The organism is Mucilaginibacter mali, assembly GCF_013283875.1.
Taxonomy (GTDB): Bacteria; Bacteroidota; Bacteroidia; order Sphingobacteriales; family Sphingobacteriaceae; genus Mucilaginibacter; species Mucilaginibacter mali.
On sequence record NZ_CP054139.1, the window covers coordinates 1,763,352 to 1,786,996 of the forward strand.

Sequence of the window (23,645 nt, forward strand, 5' to 3'; positions counted from 1 at the left end):
GGAAGCCAGGCCTGTGCGATTCCCTCCCATGGGGAGGGTGTAGGGAGGGGTTATAATGGATAAGGGTTTTACCATCATAAACAATGTTTACACCGCTGCCGACGTTGAACAGATCATCAACTGTATCAATAAGGCCGATGCTGATAAGCCAACCTTCCGTAAAAGCGACGACCTGTTTGCCATCCGCCAGTTTTTAAAAGAAGTGCCGGGAGTTTTCCCGTTGATCTTTAACGACAGGCTTAAGGCAATCATTAATGAATTCGGCTCCGGCTATTTCGTTACAAAATCCATTTATTTTGATAAGCCCGGCCTATCGAATTGGTTTGTAGCGTATCACCAGGACCTGACCATCTCTGTATGTAAAAAAGCCGATATTCCCGGTTATGGGCCATGGACAGTTAAACAAAATCAGTTTGCAGTACAACCACCACTGGATATCCTGCATAAAAACTTTACGATACGCATTCACTTAGATGATACCGATCAGTATAACGGCGCGTTAAAAGTTGTTCCTGGCTCTCATCTGAAAGGAATTTATCGCCCCGAAACCATCGACTGGACAATGGAGCAGGAGCACATTTGCAAGGTAAAAGCAGGCGGTGTGATGGTTATGTCGCCATTGTTGCTACACGCGTCAAACCGTACCACCAATCAGCAAAAGCGGCGTGTTATCCATATCGAATTTAGCAATGTGGACCTTGCCGGCGGCTTAAACTGGTCGGAGCGTATAGATCTAAACTAAAGCAAATTATTTAGCTTGCAAAAAAGCCAGTATCCGTTTATTCACTATACCAGGCTGCTCAACCGATGGCAAATGGCCTGCATCGTCAACAGGGAAAAACTGAGCATTCAATACCGTGCGTATCGAATCGCTATAGCTAAACGGATCGGTGGTATCCTCACGCCCCCAAATTAATAATACAGGCTTGTGTTGGTTATTCAAACGTAAATTGCTTGCCCGGCCATCGCACTGGTAATTGTACATGGTTGATATCAATGCATTAATAAAGCCTTTATACTGCATTTGTACTTTGTATTTAGCTATCCAGTCGGGATGTCGTTCGGGATATTTAAAATCGGCCATTTGCACCTCTGCGCGTTCGCGCGGGTGTATGGTTTCGTAATAGCGGGTTACAGCCTGTGGTTTATCGGGTTCCATTTCATGGTAGCCGGGGTCAAGGAGTATTACTTTATCTACCAATGCCGGGTATTGCGAGGTGAAATCGGTAGCCAGGCGGCCGCCAAAAGATATGCCCGCCAAATGAAACGGCGTTTTTAAATGCAAGGCGCTTATTAATTGGTTGATCTGGTTAAAGTAAAAGGCCTTGTTATAAACACTGTTGGGCCTGTCTGAGTAACCGCGACCATAATAATCGTATCGTAAAACCCGGTAACCATGGCGGGCCAGGTACTCAAAAGTGCCGTCCCAGATATAGTATGGCACACTAAAGCCCGATAATAAAACCACTACTTTACCAGTATCGGGGCCTGCAAGCTGATAATGGGTAAAGCCATCCTTCAGCTTAATAAAGCTACCCGGCACATGTTGCCGTTCGGCGGCAGATAAAGTTTTTTTCTCGGTATTCCGGTATAAATAAAGGCCGCCGAGTATAACAGTGGTAATAGTTACCAAAAAAAGTATGGCAACAAAAATCAGTCGGAAATAGCGCATCCGTATAGTTTATAATTTGGTGATATAAATATATATAATTTATATCTCAATGTTTTCAAACCATTTTATACGAAATTTGAAGCTTTCTGTTAACATATGCGTATCACCCTTATCGGATCGGGCAACGTGGCCACACATTTAGGCGCGGCATTTAAAAATGCGGGCCACCAAATAGTACAGGTTTATAGTCCAAATTTGCAAAATGCCGCATTATTGGCCTATCATATCAAAGCCGAAGCTATTGACGATCTGCAACAAATTAACCCCAATACCGAAGCTTTCATTATTTCGGTAAAGGATGATGTTATTGAGGGTATCGCGCAACAATTGGCAGCACATGATAAGCTGATCCTGCATACATCAGGCAGTACAGATATCAGTGTGCTGTTGAAGTACAATGTAAAAGCAGGCGTATTTTATCCGCTGCAAACCTTCAGCCGTACTAAGGAACTTAACTTTTGGAATGTGCCGCTTTGCCTTGAGGGTGCTAACGAAAATATTTTTAAGATCATTACCGAACTGGCCCAAACCGTAAGCAACAACGTTTACCCGGTTAATTCAGCCCAGCGCAGGGTGCTGCATTTGGCGGCCGTTTTTGCCTGCAATTTCCCCAATTATCTGTACAGCATAGCACAAGGGCTACTGGCAGATAACCACTTGGAATTTGACATGCTGAAGCCGCTGATTTTGGAAACTGCCGATAAGGTACAACAGCAATTACCCGCCGCGGTGCAAACCGGCCCTGCAGTACGTAACGACGAAACAACCATGAACAGGCACCTGGAAATGCTGCAAAACCAGCCCATGTTACAGCAGATTTATCAATTGCTTAGTCAGGGTATTATCAAAATGGACAAAGGCACTAACGGCAAAGCGTAATTTTATTACTTTTGCTTTGATGAATATTTTTAAAGTTAAAATAAACTTTGAGGAAAAGGACCACGAATCGGTGGAACTACCGGGTGCCGAGGGCGAATCGGTGCTGGATATTTGCCTGGAGAACGGTATAGAACTACAGCATAACTGTGGCGGCGTTTGCGGTTGCAGCACCTGCCACGTTTACGTAAACAAGGGCGAGGACAATATCCAGGAAATATCTGACAAGGAAGAGGACTTTATCGACCGCGCGGTTAACCCCCGCATCAACAGTCGCCTGGGTTGCCAGTGTGTACTGATCGACGGCGATATCGAGATCACTATCCCGGATCAGTCGGATTTTATGGGCCATTAACAGCCGCTTACAGTTTTTAAATAAGTACATCTTACAACCTTAAAATGATACAAGACAAATTCGCGTTACCCATCCACTGGAATGACTATGAAGACATTGCCATGGGGCTTTATGAAAAGTTTGGTGATGATTTTAGCGAATCGAAAATATACCGCATCCGCTTCACCGACCTGCTGGAGTGGGTATTGAGCCTGCCCAATTTTAAAGGCACCCGCGAAGAATCGAACGAAGGCCACCTGGAGCAGATCCAAAGCGCCTGGGTATACGAATGGCGCGATAACCAATAATATTCCTGGTGAGATCAGACAAACCATTTCTCCAACAGCTTCACACCATCACCACATTTGTTTTTGATGTGGATGGCGTGCTGACGGATGGCGGTGTGTTTGTATCTGATAGCGGCGAGCGCATGCGCCAATACAATATTAAGGATGGCTATGCCCTGCAACTGGCTGTGAAATGCGGTTATAGGGTATGCGCTATATCCGGCGCCGGTTCTGAAAGCATCCGCATCCGCCTGAACGGACTTGGAATCAACGATGTTTTTATTGGCTGTAAAGATAAGGTAGCTACACTGAACGATTATTTGTCTGCCAATCAAATCGACCTGCAAACGGTTATGTTTATGGGGGATGATATTCCCGATTTGAAAATAATGCAGCAAGTTGGCCTGCCTGTTTGCCCGGCCGACGCTGTTGAAGATATCAAAGCCATCAGCACCTATATTTCGCCTATTGCAGGCGGTAAGGGCTGCGTACGCGATGTGATTGAAAAAGTGCTGAAGGTGCAGGGCAAATGGCTTAATGCCGAAGCGTATAGCTGGTGAGAAAATCCGCAAGACCGGAAGTCGGTAAGTCCGAAAGATGGTTTTAGGTAGCAAATCAATCCCAATAAGATCTTCCGGACTTCCGGTCTCTCCGACTTCCGGACTAATGACAACTGACCAATGACTAAAATCATTCTCGCATCAAAATCACCACGCCGGCAGGAACTCCTGACGCAAATGGACGTAGATTTCCGCATTGTACTGAAGGACGTTGATGAAAGCTATCCCGATGGTCTCACCCCAACCGAAATTGCTGTTTACATTGCCGAAAAGAAAGCTTTAGCTTTTGACGAAGAAGCCGGTGATGAAATTGTCATTACCGCCGACACTATTGTAGAAATTGATGGCCTGATACTGGGTAAACCCGAAACTCCCGAACATGCTGTGGAGATGTTGAAGCTATTATCGGGCAGGGTGCACCGCGTGGTGACCGGCGTTTGTTTGATGTATAAGGGCCACGTCAATAAATTCTTTGATGTATCCGAAGTGTTCTTCCGTAAGTTAACCGATGCTGAGATCGTTAATTACGTGGAGAAATACAAGCCGATGGATAAGGCCGGATCTTACGGTATCCAGGAGTGGATAGGCGTAACCGCTATCGAACGTATCAACGGTTCGTACACCAATGTAGTTGGCCTGCCTACCGAAAAGGTATATCAGCAACTACTTAAAATGGCCGCCCTGTAAGCATGAAATTTAACACCATTATTTTTGATTTGGACGGCACCTTAGCCGATACACTTCCGCTTTGTATCGCCGCTTTTAAAAAAAGTGTTGAGCCATTACTTGGAAAGGAGATAAGCGATAAGGAGATCATCGCTACTTTTGGCCCGTCTGAAGAAGGAACTATCCGTAGACTGATCCCCACGCAAGAGGAAGCAGGCGTGCAGGCTTATCTGCAACACTATGCTGATATGCACCATATGTGCCCAGCTCCATTCCCGGGTATTGCCGGTCTGCTGAAATATTTGAGGGCTAATGGCGTTCGGTTGGCCATGGTAACCGGTAAAGGTATCCACAGTACAAGGTTATCGCTTCAGCAATTCGGGTTGGCGCAATACTTCGAAGTTTTGGAAACCGGCAAGCCGGAGGGGCCTGATAAGATAAATGGCATCCGCCGCGTGCTCGCAAAATTGAATATGCCGGCTGCGGAATGCCTGTATGTAGGCGATGCGCCAAGCGATATAAAATATTGCAAGGAGGTAGGCATCCCCATAGCCGCGGTAACCTGGGCCAGCACAACAAATGCCGAGGAACTGCTGCCCTTAAATCCCGAATGGATGTTCAGTTCGGTAACGGAGTTTAAGAATTGGTTAGCTGAATAGTTTTATCGTTTAATTGCGTCTGTCGGTCACGGGATGTTATGGTGAGCCTGTCAAACCATGGTGGGCAAGCCTATCGCGCACAGTCTTCGACAAGCTCAGACTGACAGTCCACCTAACTATGACCCATTCCCCACACGCTGTATCACATCACCCGCGCTGCCATCCGATCGCTTGGAGGCCTTATAAGCCTTGCCGAAGCGATAGGTGAACGATAGGGTTACCACCCTTGTGTCCCTTGTCAGTTTAAAGTATTCGGTGGCGTTGGGGAAGGTGGTTAATCCTTCGTAAGCTACAGTGTAGAAAACATCGCGCGCAGTCAATCTCAAAGTCCCCTTCTTTTGCATTACCGGCCGGGAAATACCTAGTGATAACTGTCCTGATGGATAAACCAGTTCTTGCAGATCCACCCGCATTTTGGTGGTGTAATTGCCCGATACTTCGGCGGTATAGGTTTTGGATAAGGTGAGCTGGTTATTCAGGTTAAGGTTTAGCTGATCGATGGTGGTCGTGTAGTTGTTCCCGTTAAAACCCTTCATTTGCTTGTGGTTATAAACCGCCTGCCATGTAAACGACCACCAGTGGGCCGGCGAAGCGATAATCATGCTCGACAGCCCGAAGTTATAAGCATGCCCCACGTTACCCTGGGTGTAAAGTAATATGCCCTTGGTGGCATCTTCTAAAAATATCTGCGAAAAATAATCAGAGATATCGGCAAACGATACGGTGTTGGTCAGCCAGTTTTTGTATTGATGGCTCAGTTCAAAATTAAGGCTGTATTGCGGCAGGATGTAGGCGTTACCGGTTTGGTAAGTATACTTATTAATGATCTGGTAAAACGGGTTCAGCTTTTGAAAGGCAGGACGGTCTATGCGCCGACCGACGGTCAGCGTAAAATTATTAGCGGTATCGGCCTGATAACTCAAATAACCGCTGGGGAACAGGCTGCCGTACTTACGCGAAAATGCCGAATCTTTTTGTATGGCATTACCCAACTGGTGTGCATGGTAGCTGGTATACTCGTACCGCAAGCCAAACTGCCCGCTGAATTTCCCCTTCTTTTTATCCCATGACGCGTAGGCTGCGCTCACGTTCTCGCTGTAAATAAAATGGTTGCTGCGGTTGTTGTCAACCGTCCAGGTGCCGCCGGTAAAGTTTTGGTAATCGGCTGAGTTATCGGTACTGCTGTGCGAGGCCTTGGCGCCAAATTGCAGCGTAGTGTTGCTGTTCTGCTTCAGTGTATAATCGATCTTACCCGATGTGATATTGATGGTCGTTGGAATTTCAGATTGTGATAACTGGTTATAGCCGCCCGGTGCCAGCAGGTGATTATTGTAATCCTGGTTGGCACCTATGCTGTAGCGTAGCAGGTCAAGGTCGGCAGACAGGTCCTGCGTAGCCGATATGGTATGCCGGGCATTCAGGTTAATGAGGCCGTTTTTAAAGGTATTGTCGTTTTTATTAGTAGTGGCAATGGCCGAATCCACACCGCCGCCGCTATTTAGCCAGGTGGCGGTGGCCGTGTTATTGCCATTACGGGTATTGGTGCTGCCGGTAAGCGCTATGCCTATGGTTGTTTTTGGGGTGATATAATAATCGAGCCCGGTTTTTATGGTGTTGTTAAACAGCTTGCCTGCAAAGTACGATGGCTGATCTAAAATAGCTGTAACAGTGTTGCTGTTGTTATAATACCTGCGGTAGGCATAAATATCTGTCAGGTATTTTACGTAGCCTAAGGTATAGTTAAAAAAGGTGTTCACCTTGCCCACGCGGTAGTTCAGCACCAGGCTGTTGTTGCTTTTGGGGTAAACGCCCTGTCCTTCGGCCGTAGTGAACGAGCCGTTGAAGCCAACCTGTTTGTTCTTCTTGGTTTTAATGTTGATGATACCGGCATTGCCGCTGGCATCGTACTTGGCGGTTGGGTTAGTGATCAGCTCTATCTGCGCCACCTGTGTCGAATTCATGCCGTTCAGCATATCATTCAGGTCCGAGCCGGATAGGTAGGTAGGTTTATCGTCAATCATTACCATCACGCCCGATTTACCTTGTAGGCTGATGCCGCCATTCTTATCAACAATTACACCCGGCGATTTCTCCAATATCTCCAACACACTTAAACCGGTATTGGTAACCGACGCCTCAACATCCAGTACCACCTTACCATCTTTATGTTGAATGGGCGGGTTGCGGGTAACTACGCTCACTTCCTGCAACATGGTATTTAACGGCTGTAGCCTGATGGTGTCACGCTTTTGGCCTGATGGTAACCGGTAAACTTTAGTGGTTTGTGGTTTATAGCCTGTATGACTTATAAGGAATGTGTAATTACCGTTTTGCAGGTTTTCAAACAAGGCCATCCCCCTGGCATTGGCGGCTACGCCCTTGATGACCTGGTTATCCTTTAATAGCTTCACGGTAGCGCCATCTACGGGCTGCGATTTGTCATTTATCACCACAATAGCAAACGACACGGTGCCTGGCCGCGACCAGGAACAGTTAAAAAAAGCAAGGTGGCAAGGACGATCAGTTTAATAATGCGCATAAGGTGGCACTAATATAATTAAATATATGCAGCCGTGCTTAAAGCCTGTAAATAAGTGATTTTCGCATATTTAATACCGCGGGATTACTTATGATATTTATGGCTAATAAACTAAGCAGTATCTTAATGTGCGTGCTAATAATGCTCGTTAATATAAAGTTGCTTACGGTGTAAACTATATTAATTACACCTTTGATGATGTAATGGCTGATGTCGTAAGAATTTCTGAAAAATATTTGTGACATGAGCGCTTAAATTATCAAAAGCCATTTTAAAAAATTATCTTGGCTCTTATATCTATTAAAAAGCGCTATGCACTTCTTATACCCGGCTTTCCTGTTTGCTTTAGCGGCCCTGGCCATTCCTGTAATTGTGCATTTGTTCAATTTCCGCCGTTACCAAAAGGTTTACTTCAGCAATGTGCAGTTTCTTAAGGAATTGCAGGAGCAGCAAGCATCGCGCCGTAATTTAAAGGAGCGCCTGATACTGGCCGCGCGATTACTATCGGTATTGTTTTTAGTTTTTGCTTTTGCCAAGCCGTTTATCCCTGCAAACCAGGCCGCTGTGGTAAGCAAACAGCAGATCGTAAGCATTTTTGTAGATAATTCTTACTCCATGCAAACCCTAAGCAAGGAGGGTTCGCTGTTAGATGAAGCCAAACATCATGCTAAAGAAATAGCTGCTAACTACGGTATAAACGATCGTTTTCAACTGCTCACACAGGATTTTGAGGGGAAACATCAACGCCTTTTGAGTCGCGATGAGTTTGACGACGCGGTTGATGCCGTAAAGATCAGTCCGCAAAGCCGCAGCCTGCAACAAGTGATAGACCGGCAGCAAAGCCTCATCAAAACGCAATCGGCTACATCATCCATATACATCCTTTCCGATTACCAGGCCAATATGGGCAAGCAGCATGCGCTAAAGGTAGATTCGGCCGTATCGTTAAACCTGGTGCAATTGAAAGCCAATAAATTGCCCAATATTGCTATCGATTCGGTTTGGCTGTTAAGCGCGGTGCATCGTCCGGATGAAAATGAAAAACTGATTGTACGCCTGCATAACTACGCCGATGAAAAAGCCGAGCGTATTCCGTTGAAATTGAGCATTAATAAAGAACAAAAAGCTTTGGGTAGTTTTAGCCTTGGCCCGCGCGCGGTGCAGAATGATACGCTTTCGTTCTCGGGCTTGAAGGCCGGATGGCAATTAGGCGAATTACAATTGCAGGATAACCCGGTAACCTTTGATAACCAGTTCTATTTCACCTTTAATGTGAAAAGTCAGATGCCGGTCTTGCTGATAAACGGCGGCACTGTTAACCCATATTTAAAGGCCGCTTTCGCTACCGATCAGTTTTTTGTGGTGAATAACGTGCAGGACGGTAATGTAGATTACGCGGCCATGAACAGCTATCCGCTGATCGTTTTAAGTGATATCAAAGCCATTTCAGCCGGGTTAACCCAACAGTTAAAAACTTATGTAGATAAAGGTGGCTCGCTGATGGTATTCCAATCGCCGGATGAGGATGTGAAGACCTACCAGGCACTGCTTCAACCCCTGAACGCTGCTTATCCCGAAAAGCTGATGAACGAACCGACTAAGGTTTCGGGCATTAATGTGCAAAGCCATGTGTTTAAAAACGTGTTTGAGCAATTGCCCGATAACCCCGATCTGCCCGTGGTTAAAAAATATTACCAGCTAAATACATCCACCCGTGGCATCAGCGAGAACCTGATGCAGTTGAATGGTAACCAGCCATTTTTCGCATCATATAAAAGTGGCCGTGGGCAGGTATATGTGTGCGCTGTTCCGCTGAATGAAGATTTTAGCAATCTGCCGCGCCATGCCATGCTGTTGCCCATGATGTTCAGGATAGCATTATTAAGCGGGCACGATCAGCCTTTATTTTACACCCTCGGGCAGGATGAAACCATCGAAGCGCCGACCATTCAGCTAAACGAAAAGCAAATATTGAAGCTGGTTAAGGGTAATACCAGCATCATTCCCGATGCCCGGCAACAGGAGGGAAGCACGCTGTTGTTCGTGTCGGACCAATTAAAAGAAACCGGTAATTACGAATTGCGTAAAAAGGATAGTGTGCTGAGCGTCATCGCTTTTAATGATAACCGTAAAGAATCGGATCTGAGTTACCTAACCGAAGCCGAATTGAAGACCATGGCCCCGAAAGGTAATTTTATTAATGGTGCGACACCCTCCTTACGGTCGGAGTTAAGCAGTGTGAGCCTTGGCCTGCAATTATGGAAACTTTGCATAATTTTGGCGCTGGTATTTATTGCCGCCGAGATATTACTGGTGCGTTTTTACAAAGTTGATGTGCAGCGCGCCACAGTTCAGGTATAATGCGTACCTTTGTATCATAAAGCAACAACTATGAATTTGCTTATCACTTCTGCCACTATTATCGATCCCAATTCTCCGTTCCATCAACAAAAAGCCGATATTTTAATTGAAAATGGCGTCATCAAACAGATAGCCGCGGGTATCACCAGCGATCATGAAAAGTTTGATGGGACCGGCAAATATGTTTCTCCCGGCTTTTTCGACCTGAATTGCAACATCGGCGAACTGGGCAAAGAAACTAAAGAAGATCTGGAAACCGGCACCAGGGCCGCTGCCGCAGGTGGTTTCACCGGGCTGGCGCTGATGCCCAATGCCAATGCCGTACATTCAAAAACTGAGGTGGAATATTTGGTAAACAAAGCCAAAAACAATCTGGTTGATGTTTATCCGCTGGGTACAATTTCGCAAAAGCGCGAGGGCAAGGATTTGGCCGAAATGTATGATATGCACCTGAGCGGCGCGAAAGCTTTTACAGATGGTAACCGCCCCGTGCAGGATGCCGGCCTGATGGAACGCGCGCTGCTATATGCGCAGGGTTTTGACGGCCTGGTATTCTCGTACCCGGAGGATACCGCCATAGCTGGAAAAGCCAAGGTACATGAAGGTGAAGTAAGCACCCTGTTGGGCATGAAGGGCATCCCGTCGCTGGCCGAGGAACTGATGATAGCCCGTGATCTTTACCTGGCAGAGTACACCGGTTCGCCCATACATTTCAGTACGATATCGACAAAACGCTCGGCCGAACTGATCGGCGAAGCGAAGAAGAAGGGCTTAAAGGTAACCTGCGATGTTGCCGCTCACCACTTAACCCTTACCGATGAAGCCCTGGTTGGTTTCGATAGCCAGTATAAGGTAAAGCCACCCCTGCGTACCCAAAGTGATGTGGATGCGCTGATAGCCGGGCTAAATGACGATACCATAGACGCTATCGTATCCCAACACACCCCGCACGAAGTAGAGTTTAAAGATGTAGAGTTTGAAATAGCCGAATATGGTATGATCTCGCTGCAAACAGCATTGTCTACCATATTGCGATCCGGACTTGCTTATGAGAAGATCGTACAGAAAATGGCTGTCGCTCCACGCCAAATATTAGGAATTGAAGCTGCGGTTATAAACGAGGGGCAAAAAGCTAACCTTGTAATCGCAGATACTGCAAGCGAGTGGGCGTATAACAAAGAAGGCAATATGTCAAGATCGTACAATTCGCCGTTTATGGGGCAAACCTTAACGGGAAAAGTATTGTTGACTTGTAACAATAATCAGGTATTTAAATCTTAATAAAAACATGATCGATCCAAAGATACAGACCTCCATTGGAGCAGCGCTGAGCGCTTTTACCAAGTATGGCAGCTATAACGCGGTACCCGCCACAGATAAGCTGATCGCTGTTTTTTCTACCGATAAGCCCTTTATGGACAAGGTGGACGACCTGGACGAAGTATTTGATAACGAGCCCAAATTGGAGGAACTTCGCGAAGTGTTCTTTGATCTGTTGATGATCAACTTCTTTAGCGCTGATGCTATTAAGCTGGAAGATGACTACCTGGAAAGCCCGGAATGGGAGGCCATCGAAGAAGAAACGCTGGATAGAGGCACCGAATTGCTGAACCTGCTGTTATACCTTACCGAATGTATCGATGAAGAGATCGAACCCGAACTGGAAGATTACCTGAAAGAGTTTTTACTGGTTGATGATGACGAGTTTCAGGATGAATACAGCATTTACGAACCGGTTATCGAAAACCAGATCTTAATGGAAAGTCCGTTAGCCGAGATAACTAAGGTGGCCCAAAAGCTGCCGGCCGACGCGGAACTGAAAGCCCTTTTCTACCCGATGATGGCTTTCTTTCAGCATATCGATGCATCCGAAGAAACAGAAAAAGCGGTGGCACAGCACGCGGTGGCCAGGGATTTTGATATGGCAGTGTATGGAATTTTAATTAACTTTAAATAAAAACCACAATGAACCCATTTGACCCAAAACCTAACTCCACTAAAGTGGCCACAAAGTGGGCGCTTATTTACACCGCGGTATCTATTGTACTGACGTTCACTTTCCAATTTTTAAATGTCGATCAAACGTCGCCTATAAAATATGTGTCGTTTATACCATTTATCGCTTTCCTGGTGCTTGCCCAAACCGAGTACAAGCAGCAGCTAAAAGGTTTTATTACTTATGGTGAGGCCTTTTCTGCCGGTTTCAGGTATGCCTTATTTGCCGGCCTGATACTGGGTGTTTTTATGTACATCTATTTAGGCTTCATTAATCCAAATATGCTGGTTCAGGCAATGGAGGCTCAGCATGATAAGTATGTTGAAGCGGGTATGAGCGATGAACAGATTGAAAAAGCTACGGCAATGGGCACAAAATACGGTGCTATCTTCGGCGCTTTCGGCGCGGCTGTAGGATCAGCTATTTCAGGTGTCATCGTAAGCTTGATCTCTGCCGCGATCGTTAAAAAGGAAAAATCGCCAATGGATATTGCTGATGAGTTAGATTCGACCCCAACCGAATAATCGAAACGGAATGATATCTAAAGCATCCCCGGGGCCATCAGGCTTTTGGGGATGCTTTTTTTCTGGAGAATATTCTAAGAATCACCGGCTTGCTATCGCTTGTTGCTTCGTTAGGGTAAAGTTTCCTTACCACTACACCATTCACTACACCAAAAAACGCCATAATATATATATACAAAAGCGGTGGTAACTCGAAGTAATTAGCTAATATCAGCACAAGGAAGAAAAAGCCAAGTGAGCCGATCATAAACTTTGTCGATTTCCATCGTAGTTCATTCTCAATTTTGTCGGGGGCTACGCATAGCGTATTTTTATTTAAAACCAGGTACCTGATCAGCAGGGATTGAGTCAACGTACCTGCAAAGAAGATGGTGATATAAGTGGTCATCCCCCAGCCATATTGCACCGAACCTGGCTTAAAAGTACCGGTGATTAAAGTTACGCCAAACGGAAATAACGACACGCAGAACAAGAAGGCAAGGTTCAGCATCAGCAATTTGTTGTTATAATCCTTCAGGAAGCTGAAGATCTTCAAATGCGTCATCCAAAAGCGGGCAACTATAAAAAAGCTAACCAGGTAACCGGTAAATTTCAACACCACCTCGGCAATCGCGTGATGCAGCTCTGGGCTGTGGAGCTTCATTTCCTTTATGGTTTCGGGAAACTTCAGCTCAATCACCATAATAGTAATAATGATGGCAAAAACGGCGTCGCTAAAAAGTATAACCCGCTCTAACTGAAACTCTTTTTTAATTTCCTGTTCTTCTTCTAAATTCATAGTTCCTAATTTAATATTTTTGCACAATGGCTAACAAAAAAGAAGATTATTCCTTCTGGACCAAATACAAGCGCTTCGCCCAAAACGAATTACTGCTTTATATTGTAATGGTGGTGGGCATTATATTGGGCATAGTTATCTTCAGTTATTTTTAACCAAAGCTACCGTATAGCTATCCGCATCGGCTACGGCCTGGTAAAAATCAACCAGATCCTGGTAGTTATCCTTACTGTAAGTGCCATCGTTCATTTGTAAATGCCTTTTGTACACCAGGTGCTGTCCGTTCACCTGCATGCTCACCGTATACTTGCCAAAAGGCTTTTCAATGCTCTTATTTAACAGCGATTTATCCGAATGGTAACCGACGGGCAAGGTATAGCTGATCTCGTCTTCCTCCACATACCCGCGGTTAATATAAACATCGGTATTGCGATTGCGCACTTCATCGGGTACGTGGTTTATGCGATTGGCCAGGTTAACCTTAAAATAATACTTCCCCGAATTAAGCGAGGCAAATTCCCGGGCTTTTAGTTTAATGTTCTCGGTAGTTACAGCTTCGGTACTTTTGGCTTTGGTGAATTCCAATTTTTCGATATCGAGATTACTGATAGGGTAGGCTGCCTTGATGCCTTTTAACTGTTCGGTATAGGCCTCGTCGATAAAGCTGTCGCGGACATCATAATCCGTACCGCCAAATTTGGTGATCATGGTACCCGAAAGCTCGCCCGCCGCGTCGATATTCAGATCGGCTTTGCGGCTGGTAATGTTTGCCGCGGCTGTATATTTTGGCGTATGCATCAATTTGCCGCCGTTGGGCGTACAGGCCAATACCCAGCGGTCATCGGTAAAATCACCTAAAAAACCAAACGGGATAGTTTGGCTGGTGCACTCCAGCCAGGTAGTATCGCTTTTAAAAGGCACGCATAGTATCACATGGTCTCCCTGGTCCATGCTGGCAAAATCAGTCATAAAGCTTTTCTTTTTCGAGCCTGATTTTACCACGCAATACCACGATTCGATATCTACCGCCTTCAACAGCGCATGCGTGTAATTTACTAAAGCCTTGCAATCGCCATAACTTGACTGATCTACATCCGAAGCTAAAAAGGGTTGGTACCCGCCAATGCCCACTTGTATGCTTACATAGCGGGTTTTTTGCTGCATGTATTCGTATATCTTTTTCGCCTTTAGTTTGGGGTCGGTAATGCCGGCCGTCAGTTGCTTCATGTTTGCCACGGTCTCATCCGGTAACTTATCACGGTTTAACAATAGCTTATCGTAGATCCATTTGCCCAGTTCCTGCCAGTTGGTGAACGAACCGCCGATACCCTCATAGCTGAATTTCTCCGGCGCTATCTTTACCATGGTCAGGTATTTGGATGCATCTGGACTATAAGGCTCGTACTTAACCGATTTTAAATTGCCCAAATGCCAGGCATAGGTTTTAAGCCCCTCTTTGTTGGTGCTTATTTCAACAGGGTTAGGGCTGTTGATCTCTTTATAATTGATCTTAAAACCGGGCTTGGCGGTAAACGAGAAATAGCTTTTCTCTACCGATACGCCGGTGCCTGGGTTGGGCTCCCAATCGTAAAAGTTAAGGGTTTGTTTCGATCGTACCTCATATTCGTACTCAACTGTGTACGGATAATCAATAACAGCAGGCTGGTAATGCTTCACACGGGAATCTTCAAACAGCGAGGAGTTGCTGGCAGCGCTGGCATCCTCGAAATCCTTTTCGGCAAATTTGCCTGTTAGTTTGCCGGCCGAATTATAAACCGCGCCTTTAATATACCTGATGGTACAGCTTTTATTGTGCCAAACGCCAATTTCGGCATGCTGGTCGCCATTTTTGTTAAGGATGGTAATGGCCTCTTTGATATGATAGATCGTATTATCCAGATCCTTTACCTCAATCTCCTGGTCGCTATAACGGATCACCGCGCTTGAGTAAGCCAGCAGTGGCTGGGGGATAAGTGATGCATCATAATTTTGCTGCGCCCGTGCCGAAATAAAATACAGGCATGCGCCTGCTAATAACAAAAAGGCTCTCATCTATTTCTTCTTCAAAATAACTTCGGTGTTCTCAGCCTGGATGATCTTATTGAAAATTTCCTTCAGGTAAGGATACTCACTGGGCGAATAAATAGAGCGATTAAACTGGGTGCTATGCGAAAATGTTAAGCCATCCTCCAGTTTCTCGTACGACACAATAAAGCGGCCACCACTTAATGGCATAGACAGCGCCACATTTTGCGGCATGGTTTCCACCTCAAAATCCTTGGGGAGGTGCAGTGTTAAGATAAATTTATCATCGTACATGGCACCCCTGTCTACCGGGTAATTACGTTCCTGCAGCTTGAATGGATTCTCGCCAACACGGTCCACAATGAATGGATTAAAAGAAAAACGCGAGTTGTTCAGATCGCTATAAGCATCTATCTCGATCTCGTATTTTTCGGACAGTGGCTTATCGAGACTATCAAGGCCAATTATTTCCGATTTTAAGATCTTTATCTTCTTCAGTTTGTTATCCAGGTTCTCTACATACTCATCAACCGAGTTGAATTTTTTAATGGCCCTGCGTTTATCAAGGGCTTCGTAACCAAACGAATAATTCATCATCGTACCCTTGATCTTACCATTATCCTGCAGGGTAAGATCAAATGCATAGGTCCTTGTTTTCTTGGCCGGCGCTACCAGGTCTATCCAGTACGATGGCTTATCCATATTCATCACCCGGCCCTGGTCGTTAATACAATCCATAGGGATCAGGCCAAAGGGCAGCAGCGGATCGGTGGCATCCAACAGGTAGCTTTTATCGCCGATGTTGGCTTTTGCTATCACATAGTTAAAGTCGCTTTCCACAGGATATAGCTTGTTTACCACACCATGATCACGCGTAGACAGCAGTACCGCCTCTGTGTTGATATTGGCGGCATTTAAAGCGGCTATCAGCGATAAGTTAATATCAGCCACGCTGCCCGAGTGGCTTTCAAAAGCCTTTTTTATACCATCATCGCTGCCCCAGCCGTAAAATTTATTCCATTTGAAGTTTTTTTGCACCAATTGATAAATCGCCTGCGCTTTGGCTAAGTCGTCTTTTTTACCAGCTATTGCATCCTGTATCTTATCCTTCATAGCCCCGGTGCGCCTTACCTGGTTGCCAAAATTCTCGTCGTGCTTCATGTCATAATCAACATCTTTCCAATCTTTGGTTACCCGCATTTTCGCGCCGGTATTTAAATCGGTGTAATCAGACATTTCGAAATAAATGGCCGACATGAAATTCTTCGGCGCGGTCATATAATCCTCGGGGATAAACGCCGGGATATCGGCCATAATATAGTTGATCTTCGAACAATCGCACTTGATGCCGCCACCCGGCGAAAAGCACTCCCTTTCCAGCTCGGCTGGGTTTTTGGTGAGCTTGAGCGAGCCGCGTAACGATACATTGTAGTTGTAGATGGCCGGCAAATGCGCCTCGTACTCCGAATATATTTTGGGTATGGTAGACTGGAAGTGCCAGGTCCTGAACGTAAAGCGCAGCGGCGTTTCTAAATGATATTTGTATTCGATAATGCTACCCTTACGCAGGTTGGGCATGGTGAATTTTACGATATCCCAATACCGGTTCTCCTTAACGTGGAAGATCTGCTTCGGGTCGAGTTCGGTTTTATGTACTGCCCCGCTTTCGTCCTGGTAATAGGTTACCGCTTCAATTTGGCTGACTTCCTCGTAGCTGTTATTGTCGATCTTATAAATGGGTATTTCGATGGTCCCCTGGGCAAAGGCGGTATTGTCGAATATTTTTATCTTGCTGTGATATTCAAATACCAGCGGGATGTGTTCGCCGCTGCTGATCCATGCCTTGCCAAACTCTTTCAACACCACCGCGTGCGCTGATGTGTCTTTGGCATATTTCTGCATATTTATTTCCTCAAGACTGTATTGGCCAAATGGGAAATCCTGTGCCTTAAGCACAAAAGGGGCTGTGAATAGGAGTAATAATAGTAAAGGTTTTTTCATCAAGGTTAATATAATAACGGGTATTAAGTTATCAATTAGTTTAATCAAAATAAAAAAAAGGGAAAAATAGACACCCGTATTATGCATACTTTTGCTGACCTTTGCCATCGAATTTACTGCCTGAATGAAATTAAAACTAAAAAGACCGCTCGCGTTTTTCGATATCGAAGCAACGGGAATTAATATAGGTGCCGATCGTATTGTTGAACTGTCTGTTATTAAGCTACACCCCGATGGCAGCGAAGAGGTAAAAACCTGGCGCGTTAACCCGGGTATGCCCATCCCGCTGGAATCATCGTTGATACATGGCATTTATGATGAACATATTGCGAACGAGCAATTGTTTAAGGCCTTAGGTACCGAAATAGCCGAATTTATTGGCGATAGCGACCTTGCCGGATATAATTCAAACAAGTTTGATATCCCCATGCTGATGGAGGAGTTTATGCGTGCGGGGATTGATTTTAGTTTAGATAACCGCCATTTTGTAGATGTGCAAAACATCTTCCACCAGATGGAGCAGCGCACATTGAAGGCCGCCTACCAGTTTTATTGCCAAAAGGATATTATAAACGCCCACTCGGCCGAGGCGGATACCCGTGCCACCATGGAAGTTTTGCTGGCGCAGATAGAAAAATACGAACTGACGGAGTGGGAAGATAAACAAGGCAAACGCAGTATCCCGGTTGTAGGTGATGTGGAAGCATTGCACAAGTTCACTAACCTTAACCGCACAGTTGATTTTGCCGGCCGTATGGTTTACGACGAAGAGGGTAACGAACTCTTCAACTTCGGTAAGCACAAAGGTAAAAAGGTAGAGGAGGTGTTCAGCATCGAACCAAGTTATTACTCATGGATGATGCAGGGCGATTTTCCTTTATATACCAAAAAGCAACTGGAAGGTATTTATAACCGCTGGAACACCAAGCGCCAGGCCGAACGCCAGTCGCGCCCGGCGCAGCCACCCAAGCCATCTGCCGAAGTTCAGCAGAAAAAGGAAGCCGTAAGGGATTTTAAGAATAACAATAACTATCAGCAAAAGCCTTTTAAACGTAAGGATGACACCCCGGCCAAACCGGTTAACGACGATATGCTGGCCGCGCTAAAGGATAAGTTTAAAAAAGGTTAAGGAATTTCTTAGCCGGATAGTAAGGTTTATTGATCGGTCCCTCGTCGCTGAGGAGTACGTTGAGCGTTGGTGATGAAAGTACTTTCCGAATATCCATCTTTTTGCCGTTCACCCAAACATCGCGCTGAATGAGGCGTATGCCGTGGCTGTAATCGGCCCAGGTGTTTAAGTGTTTGGCATACACCAGCTGTATAGCCTTGCCGTTTAACCTATGCCAGCCGTATATAACTACATGATAAGCAGAGGTGTCGTTGTAGATGCGATTAGATATAATTACATCCTTTTTATCACCTGCCGTTAAATTGCCTTGTGTATACCTGTTACCCAAGCTATCCAATTGAGACCGTACCATTTGGTTGTGCCTGATAAATATCGGCATCGTTGTCATTGCCTGTGTGGGCGGAATTGGCAAAGGTGAAAGCTTAATTTGGGCATACTGATAGATCGTGTCTGAGAGTTGTCTCGTCGGCAGGCTGCACTTTAACTTATTGGCCACACGCTGCGCCAGGCCGGGCGTCATCGGGCAATAAAAGTAATCGGCATCGGTACCTATAGCAATATAATCGGGCAACACATAATAACTGATCACCATTCGCTGATAATTAACCTTCATCGAATCGGTTATTAATACCAACTTCCGGTAAAAATTGGGGATATTGCCTTGTTTGATGGCTTTGTAGATAATGTTCTCCCTATCCTTTAAACTTAACGCGGTGTCGCTTACCGACTGAGCGAACTGGCTGCCAGTCAACGCGTCAGGCCTTCTGTCCCTTATTTTTAAAACCTGGGCATTTATACAGATGGGGATAAACAGTGCGAATAGGAGCAGGCGTAACATCATTTTATAAAATCAATATTACGCTTTAATCCGGCAAATTTGGTACGCTTTACCGCCGATCCTTTAAATAACTTCTGAAAAGTTTCTTCGGTGATATCCTCCCATTCTTTTTTGCTGATGCCCAACAGATCGGGATGGGGTTTAAAAGCCGGTTCGTTATGCAATACTGAGAACTTGTTCCATGGACAAACATCCTGGCAAACATCGCACCCGAACATCCAGTCGTTGTTTTGCCCTTTAAATTCCTGTGGTAACTCGTTTTTTAATTCGATGGTGAGATAAGAGATACAGCGGCTGCCATCAACCACATAAGGCGCCACGATAGCCTCGGTAGGGCAGGCGTCGATACAGCGGGTGCAGGTACCGCAATGATCGGCGGTGGGTTCTATATCGTATTCCAGGTCAATATCTACGATCAGTTCGGCCAGGAAGAAGAACGAGCCCGAACGTTGATTGATGAGATTGGTGTTTTTGCCTATCCAACCTAAACCAGCCTTTTTGGCCCAGGCCTTATCCAACACCGGTGCCGAATCTACAAAGGCCCTGCCGCCAACCTCGCCTATATTATCCTGCATAAATTGCAGCAGTTGCTTCAGTTTGTCTTTAATAACGGTATGATAATCGGTACCGTAAGCATATTTAGATATTTTGGGTGCCGATGGATCGGCTTGCTTTTCATCAGTATAATAATTCAAAGCCATGGATATAACTGACTTTGCCCCATCAACCAGCAGGCGCGGATCGAGGCGCTTATCAAAGTAGTTTTCCATGTACTGCATCTCGCCGTGCCTGCCGGCTTTAAGCCAGGCCTCTAAGCGCGGGGCTTCGTCCTCCAAAAAGCCAGCCCTGGCAATACCGCAAAACATAAAGCCCAGGCGTTTGGCCTCGGCTTTTATTAGTTTGCTGTATTCGGCACGGTTAAGCATTGTGCAAAGATAGGGTTTAATGATTAGAGATTAGTTGGTTGAAGATCAGGTTCTACTCCAAACAAAAAAGACTTACGAAGTTTTTTAAACTTCGTAAGTCCCGAATAATTATCTACCCGTCATGTTGAGCGATAGCGAAACATCCCCGGCTGTGCAATTCCGCTCTGCTTATCGGGGATCCTTCGCTGCCGCTCAGGATGACGAACTATTGCAATAGGCCTTAAAAACTCTGCCTGATACTCGTACTCAAAGTCTTGGGGCTCCAGTAACCGCTGGTAATAATACGGCGAATGGTAAACAGCGGATCCTGAGGGTCGCGTTTATCAGCCAATGAGAATGCCGCCTTAAAGCCATGCTCCTTGATACCGGCAATAGCCGACTTGTTCCACAAACCGAACGGATAGGCGAAGTATTGCAGTTTTTTACCGGTGATCTCTTCCAGCTTTTTGGTTGGCTTATCAATTTGGGTAACCCAATCGTCGGTTGGCTTGGTAGTAACCTTGCCATTTTTGCCGATGATCTTCAATACCGAGTTGTGCGAGTATTTGGTAACCATGTGGTGGTCCCAGGTATGGCTGCCGATGATGTTACCCTCGTCAGATAGTTTTTTGACCATGTCAGGCGTCATGTAATGCGGGCGGCCTAATGATACGGTCATCACAAAATAAACCGCTTTAAAGTGGTATTTCTTCAACTCAGGATTGGCGATAGTGAATTGGTCCAGGTCGGTATCGTCAAACGTTAGCATGATGGGTTTGCTCGGTAAAGCTGCGCCGGTTGTAAGATATGCGTATAATTGATCGGGCAGGATGGTATGATAACCGCTATCGGCCAGCATTTTCATGTGCGCTTTAAAAACGCCGATAGGGCAGATATAGTCCTTAGCATTTTTTGAATCTTTAGCGGTCCAGTCGCGTATTTGGTGATAGCATAAAATAGGTACTTGTTTACGGGCCAGTATAGCAGCGGCATTTCCCTGCGCCGAAGCTGATGATACCATGCCTGAAAATAATAAACCGGCCAAAGCGGCCTTTACGGATATTTTAAACATATTATGCGGGTATTGTGATTAAACAGAGGCTAAAATAAATTTATTTAAACAGGATAAAAATTTAAGTTTTAAACAACCCATATAAATTTTTACCCTGTTTAATTGATGGCGATTACTTTTCGGTAGATAATGAATAGGGTACCGCGTTGTCCTTAATACCCCGTTGCTTATTTGGTACCGGGGCCATTTTGATGTCGATCACCGCGCCTTTTTGCAGGGCCGAATGGCTTAGCCAGGTCATATCGTAAGGTTTGCCGTTATAGGTCAGACTGCTTACATAGCGGTTGCCGGCGCTGTTAGTTGGCGAATTGATCACCACTTTTTTGCCGTTTTCTAAATTGAGCGTCGCTTTCTTAAACAGCGGTGCGCCTAATACATACTGATCGGTTGCCGGGCAAACAGGGTAGAAGCCCATAGCCGAGAATACATACCAAGCCGATGTTTGGCCATTATCTTCGTCGCCGCAATAGCCATCAGGGGTAGCTTTGTACAGGCGGTTCATGGCTTCGCGCACCCAGTATTGAGTTTTCCATGGCGCGCCGGCATAGTTATACAGGTAAAGCATATGCTGAATAGGCTGGTTACCATGCGCGTACTGGCCCATATTCATGATCTGCATCTCGCGGATCTCGTGGATCACATCGCCATAATAGCTGTCGTCAAATATCGGCGGCAGGGTGAACACCGAATCCAGTTTATTTACAAAGGCCTTTTTGCCGCCCATTAAACCGATAAGGCCGTTGATATCGTGGAAAACGCTCCAGCTATAGTGCCAGCTGTTGCCCTCGGTAAAGGCATCACCCCATTTAAACGGATTAAACGGCGACTGGAAGCTGCCATCCTTATTTTTACCGCGCATTAAACCTGTCTGCGGGTCGAACAGGTTTTTGTAGTTCATCGCGCGCTTTTTGTAGATCTCAATTTCAGACGCAGGTTTGCCCAGTTTTTTACCTAATTGGTAGATGGTAAAATCATCATAAGCATATTCCAGCGTACGGGCGGCGTTCTCATTGATCTTCACATCATAAGGCACATAACCCAGTGTGTTGTAATATTCAACACCGGTACGGCCGGTACCGCCCGGGCCAACGGCATTAGCACCGTGTATAAGCGCCTCGTAAAGTTTGTTGATATCATAGCCACGACCGCCCTTAATATAAGCGTCGGACACGATGGATGCCGAGTTGTTACCTATCATGATCGGCGCGTAACCCGGGCTGCTCCACTCGGGTAGCCAGCCGCCCTCTTTGTAATCGTTTATCAAACCTTCTTGCATCTCCTTGTTAATGGATGGATACATCAGGTTAAGGAATGGGTACAGCGCGCGGAAGGTATCCCAAAAACCGGTCCCTGCAAACATATAGCCCGGGTAGGTTTGGCCGGTGTACGGGCTCCAGTGCACGGGTTTGTTGTTCGCATCAATCTCATATAACTTGTTGGGGAAGAACAGCATGCGGTACAGGCAGCTATAAAAAGTGCGTGCCTGATCTACCGAACCACCCTCAACCTGTATGCGGCTCAGGGTTTTATTCCAGGTGGCTTTGGCGTTGGTCATGGTGGTGTTGAAGCTGTTGCTCCCGATCTCGCGTTTTAGGTTCAGTTCAGCTTGCTCAAAGCTGATGAACGATGAAGCCACACGCATGTTCACCGTTTCGCCCTTGCGCGTTTTAAAGCCGATAACCGCGCCTACGTGGTTAGCCGTTAATTCTAAGGAGTCTTTCACAATTATCGAATCCTTCCAGGCGCTGGCCAGCGTAAACGGCTTATCTACATAAATAACAAAGTAGTTTTTAAAGTTGGTTAACCTGCTGCGGGCATATTTTTTGGTATACCCGATGATCTTGTTTTCGGCCGGGATGATCTTGATATACGATCCGCGGTCTAAGGCATCGATAACGATGGTCGAATTATCACTTTTGGGATAAGTGAACCGGAATTGCGCCGCACGTTCGGTGGCGGTCATTTCGGTAGTGATATCATGATCGGCAAGGTAAACGCTGTAATAATAAGGCTTAGATACCTCGGCTTTATGACTGAACCAGCTGGCCCGCGCGTTCTCCGAAAGCTTGATGCCACCGGTAGCCGGCATAATACAAAACTGACCGTAATCATTCATCCACGGCGATGGCTGGTGGGTTTGTTTGAAGCCCTTCAGCTTGTCGGCATCGTAGGTATAGGCCCAGCCGTTACCCATTTTGCCGGTTTGCGGCGTCCAGAAATTCATGCCCCAGGGCACAGCTACAGCAGGGTAGGTGTTACCGTTAGACAGATCGGGCTTTGATGCCGAACCCATCAGCGGGTTGGCATATTCTACCGGATCAATAACCTTGTTAACCATTTGCGCTTGCGAAGCGATCGCCGCTCCGGCAAAAAGCATCGTCAATAATGTTTTTCTCATCTCAATGGATGTATTAGTCAGTAAA

General features: G+C 45.8%; 22 protein-coding genes. 13 read left to right on the forward strand and 9 right to left on the reverse strand.

All coding sequences use genetic code 11. The annotated features are described in order from the left end of the window. The first annotated feature begins 55 nt into the window (after window positions 1-55). Entirely contained in the window at window positions 56-742 is a 687-nt protein-coding gene (locus HQ865_RS07470) for a phytanoyl-CoA dioxygenase family protein (protein WP_173414287.1), read from the forward strand. 6 nt (window positions 743-748) lie between these two features. On the opposite strand, the gene HQ865_RS07475 is transcribed toward HQ865_RS07470, so the two are convergent. After that, the gene (locus HQ865_RS07475; RefSeq protein WP_173414288.1) at window positions 749-1,672 is read right to left on the reverse strand and encodes an alpha/beta fold hydrolase; all 924 of its coding nucleotides are present in this window, start codon (window positions 1,670-1,672) and stop codon (window positions 749-751) included. A gap of 96 nt (window positions 1,673-1,768) precedes the next feature. Here HQ865_RS07475 and HQ865_RS07480 point away from each other — a divergent pair, with 96 nt between their 5' ends. From HQ865_RS07480 to HQ865_RS07505, 6 genes are all read left to right on the forward strand, one after another. Next, window positions 1,769-2,551, forward strand: coding sequence for a Rossmann-like and DUF2520 domain-containing protein (locus HQ865_RS07480; RefSeq protein WP_173414289.1), 783 nt, complete (start codon window positions 1,769-1,771; stop codon window positions 2,549-2,551). Between the two features lie 19 nt (window positions 2,552-2,570). Then, entirely contained in the window at window positions 2,571-2,903 is a 333-nt protein-coding gene (locus HQ865_RS07485; protein WP_173414290.1) for a 2Fe-2S iron-sulfur cluster-binding protein, read from the forward strand. Between the two features lie 44 nt (window positions 2,904-2,947). Further along, entirely contained in the window at window positions 2,948-3,190 is a 243-nt protein-coding gene (iscX, locus tag HQ865_RS07490; protein WP_173414291.1) for a Fe-S cluster assembly protein IscX, read from the forward strand. An 8-nt stretch (window positions 3,191-3,198) separates the two neighbouring features. Beyond that, on the forward strand, window positions 3,199-3,729 hold the full coding sequence (locus HQ865_RS07495; RefSeq protein WP_173414292.1) for a KdsC family phosphatase: 531 nt from the start codon (window positions 3,199-3,201) through the stop codon (window positions 3,727-3,729). A 120-nt stretch (window positions 3,730-3,849) separates the two neighbouring features. Next, window positions 3,850-4,416, forward strand: coding sequence for a Maf family nucleotide pyrophosphatase (locus HQ865_RS07500; protein ID WP_173414293.1), 567 nt, complete (start codon window positions 3,850-3,852; stop codon window positions 4,414-4,416). 2 nt (window positions 4,417-4,418) lie between these two features. Then, window positions 4,419-5,054, forward strand: a complete 636-nt coding sequence (locus HQ865_RS07505; RefSeq protein WP_173414294.1) for an HAD family hydrolase — start codon at window positions 4,419-4,421, stop codon at window positions 5,052-5,054. A 116-nt stretch (window positions 5,055-5,170) separates the two neighbouring features. Here HQ865_RS07505 and HQ865_RS07510 read toward each other — a convergent pair whose 3' ends face one another. After that, on the reverse strand, window positions 5,171-7,522 hold the full coding sequence (locus tag HQ865_RS07510) for a TonB-dependent receptor domain-containing protein (RefSeq protein WP_173414295.1): 2,352 nt from the start codon (window positions 7,520-7,522) through the stop codon (window positions 5,171-5,173). A 383-nt stretch (window positions 7,523-7,905) separates the two neighbouring features. On the opposite strand from HQ865_RS07510, the gene HQ865_RS07515 reads away from it, so the two are divergent. From HQ865_RS07515 to HQ865_RS07530, 4 genes are read left to right on the forward strand one after another with little or no spacing between them, the layout of a single operon-like run. Next, the gene (locus tag HQ865_RS07515; RefSeq protein WP_173414296.1) at window positions 7,906-9,954 is read left to right on the forward strand and encodes a BatA domain-containing protein; all 2,049 of its coding nucleotides are present in this window, start codon (window positions 7,906-7,908) and stop codon (window positions 9,952-9,954) included. A 30-nt stretch (window positions 9,955-9,984) separates the two neighbouring features. Further along, window positions 9,985-11,235 carry a dihydroorotase gene (locus tag HQ865_RS07520; protein WP_173414297.1) on the forward strand — a complete coding sequence of 417 codons (1,251 nt, stop codon included), beginning with the start codon at window positions 9,985-9,987 and terminating at the stop codon, window positions 11,233-11,235. 7 nt (window positions 11,236-11,242) lie between these two features. Beyond that, the gene (locus HQ865_RS07525) at window positions 11,243-11,911 is read left to right on the forward strand and encodes a hypothetical protein (protein WP_173414298.1); all 669 of its coding nucleotides are present in this window, start codon (window positions 11,243-11,245) and stop codon (window positions 11,909-11,911) included. An 8-nt stretch (window positions 11,912-11,919) separates the two neighbouring features. Next, on the forward strand, window positions 11,920-12,474 hold the full coding sequence (locus tag HQ865_RS07530) for a DUF4199 domain-containing protein (protein WP_173414299.1): 555 nt from the start codon (window positions 11,920-11,922) through the stop codon (window positions 12,472-12,474). Between the two features lie 37 nt (window positions 12,475-12,511). Here the strand turns inward: HQ865_RS07530 and HQ865_RS07535 are convergent, their stop codons facing one another. Next, window positions 12,512-13,252: a TMEM175 family protein gene (locus HQ865_RS07535; RefSeq protein ID WP_173414300.1), complete on the reverse strand. Its 741-nt coding sequence runs from the start codon at window positions 13,250-13,252 to the stop codon at window positions 12,512-12,514. A 26-nt stretch (window positions 13,253-13,278) separates the two neighbouring features. Between HQ865_RS07535 and HQ865_RS26040 the strand changes: the two genes are divergently transcribed. Beyond that, complete coding sequence (locus HQ865_RS26040; protein ID WP_262889721.1) at window positions 13,279-13,407, forward strand: hypothetical protein; 129 nt, start codon at window positions 13,279-13,281, stop codon at window positions 13,405-13,407. Here HQ865_RS26040 and HQ865_RS07540 read toward each other — a convergent pair. Beyond that, complete coding sequence (locus tag HQ865_RS07540) at window positions 13,394-15,304, reverse strand: DUF3857 domain-containing protein (RefSeq protein WP_173414301.1); 1,911 nt, start codon at window positions 15,302-15,304, stop codon at window positions 13,394-13,396. The genes HQ865_RS26040 and HQ865_RS07540 overlap by 14 nt on opposite strands. Further along, on the reverse strand, window positions 15,305-17,278 hold the full coding sequence (locus tag HQ865_RS07545) for a DUF3857 domain-containing protein (protein WP_173414302.1): 1,974 nt from the start codon (window positions 17,276-17,278) through the stop codon (window positions 15,305-15,307). Window positions 17,279-17,402: 124 nt separating this feature from the next. Here HQ865_RS07545 and HQ865_RS07550 point away from each other — a divergent pair, with 124 nt between their 5' ends. Beyond that, window positions 17,403-18,407: a 3'-5' exonuclease gene (locus HQ865_RS07550; RefSeq protein WP_173414303.1), complete on the forward strand. Its 1,005-nt coding sequence runs from the start codon at window positions 17,403-17,405 to the stop codon at window positions 18,405-18,407. Here HQ865_RS07550 and HQ865_RS07555 read toward each other — a convergent pair. The 4 genes from HQ865_RS07555 to HQ865_RS07570 all read right to left on the reverse strand — a co-directional run bounded on the left by HQ865_RS07555 (window position 18,394) and on the right by HQ865_RS07570 (window position 23,620). Next, entirely contained in the window at window positions 18,394-19,248 is an 855-nt protein-coding gene (locus tag HQ865_RS07555; protein WP_173414304.1) for a hypothetical protein, read from the reverse strand. The two genes, HQ865_RS07550 and HQ865_RS07555, sit on opposite strands and share 14 nt — an antisense overlap. Next, the gene (gene queG / locus HQ865_RS07560; RefSeq protein WP_173414305.1) at window positions 19,245-20,171 is read right to left on the reverse strand and encodes a tRNA epoxyqueuosine(34) reductase QueG; all 927 of its coding nucleotides are present in this window, start codon (window positions 20,169-20,171) and stop codon (window positions 19,245-19,247) included. The genes HQ865_RS07555 and queG overlap by 4 nt, the downstream gene beginning before the upstream one ends. Window positions 20,172-20,391: 220 nt before the next feature. Next, on the reverse strand, window positions 20,392-21,171 hold the full coding sequence (locus HQ865_RS07565; RefSeq protein ID WP_237073804.1) for a polysaccharide deacetylase family protein: 780 nt from the start codon (window positions 21,169-21,171) through the stop codon (window positions 20,392-20,394). Window positions 21,172-21,334: 163 nt separating this feature from the next. Continuing rightward, a complete protein-coding gene (locus tag HQ865_RS07570; RefSeq protein WP_173414307.1) occupies window positions 21,335-23,620 on the reverse strand; it encodes a GH92 family glycosyl hydrolase in 2,286 nt (761 codons plus the stop codon). Between the last annotated feature and the right edge of the window lie 25 nt (window positions 23,621-23,645).

Excerpts from the sequence above, each read along its gene's own strand:
- HQ865_RS07470 (WP_173414287.1), top strand. The coding sequence starts at position 56 with ATGGATAAGGGTTTTACCATCATAAACAATGTTTACACCGCTGCCGAC.
- HQ865_RS07475 (WP_173414288.1), bottom strand. The coding sequence starts at position 1,672 with ATGCGCTATTTCCGACTGATTTTTGTTGCCATACTTTTTTTGGTAACT.
- HQ865_RS07480 (WP_173414289.1), top strand. The coding sequence starts at position 1,769 with ATGCGTATCACCCTTATCGGATCGGGCAACGTGGCCACACATTTAGGC.
- HQ865_RS07485 (WP_173414290.1), top strand. The coding sequence starts at position 2,571 with ATGAATATTTTTAAAGTTAAAATAAACTTTGAGGAAAAGGACCACGAA.
- iscX (WP_173414291.1), top strand. The coding sequence starts at position 2,948 with ATGATACAAGACAAATTCGCGTTACCCATCCACTGGAATGACTATGAA.
- HQ865_RS07500 (WP_173414293.1), top strand. The coding sequence starts at position 3,850 with ATGACTAAAATCATTCTCGCATCAAAATCACCACGCCGGCAGGAACTC.
- HQ865_RS07505 (WP_173414294.1), top strand. The coding sequence starts at position 4,419 with ATGAAATTTAACACCATTATTTTTGATTTGGACGGCACCTTAGCCGAT.
- HQ865_RS07515 (WP_173414296.1), top strand. The coding sequence starts at position 7,906 with ATGCACTTCTTATACCCGGCTTTCCTGTTTGCTTTAGCGGCCCTGGCC.
- HQ865_RS07520 (WP_173414297.1), top strand. The coding sequence starts at position 9,985 with ATGAATTTGCTTATCACTTCTGCCACTATTATCGATCCCAATTCTCCG.
- HQ865_RS07525 (WP_173414298.1), top strand. The coding sequence starts at position 11,243 with ATGATCGATCCAAAGATACAGACCTCCATTGGAGCAGCGCTGAGCGCT.
- HQ865_RS07530 (WP_173414299.1), top strand. The coding sequence starts at position 11,920 with ATGAACCCATTTGACCCAAAACCTAACTCCACTAAAGTGGCCACAAAG.
- HQ865_RS07535 (WP_173414300.1), bottom strand. The coding sequence starts at position 13,252 with ATGAATTTAGAAGAAGAACAGGAAATTAAAAAAGAGTTTCAGTTAGAG.
- HQ865_RS26040 (WP_262889721.1), top strand. The coding sequence starts at position 13,279 with ATGGCTAACAAAAAAGAAGATTATTCCTTCTGGACCAAATACAAGCGC.
- HQ865_RS07540 (WP_173414301.1), bottom strand. The coding sequence starts at position 15,304 with ATGAGAGCCTTTTTGTTATTAGCAGGCGCATGCCTGTATTTTATTTCG.
- HQ865_RS07545 (WP_173414302.1), bottom strand. The coding sequence starts at position 17,278 with ATGAAAAAACCTTTACTATTATTACTCCTATTCACAGCCCCTTTTGTG.
- HQ865_RS07550 (WP_173414303.1), top strand. The coding sequence starts at position 17,403 with ATGAAATTAAAACTAAAAAGACCGCTCGCGTTTTTCGATATCGAAGCA.
- HQ865_RS07555 (WP_173414304.1), bottom strand. The coding sequence starts at position 19,248 with ATGATGTTACGCCTGCTCCTATTCGCACTGTTTATCCCCATCTGTATA.
- queG (WP_173414305.1), bottom strand. The coding sequence starts at position 20,171 with ATGCTTAACCGTGCCGAATACAGCAAACTAATAAAAGCCGAGGCCAAA.
- HQ865_RS07565 (WP_237073804.1), bottom strand. The coding sequence starts at position 21,171 with ATGGTATCATCAGCTTCGGCGCAGGGAAATGCCGCTGCTATACTGGCC.
- HQ865_RS07570 (WP_173414307.1), bottom strand. The coding sequence starts at position 23,620 with ATGAGAAAAACATTATTGACGATGCTTTTTGCCGGAGCGGCGATCGCT.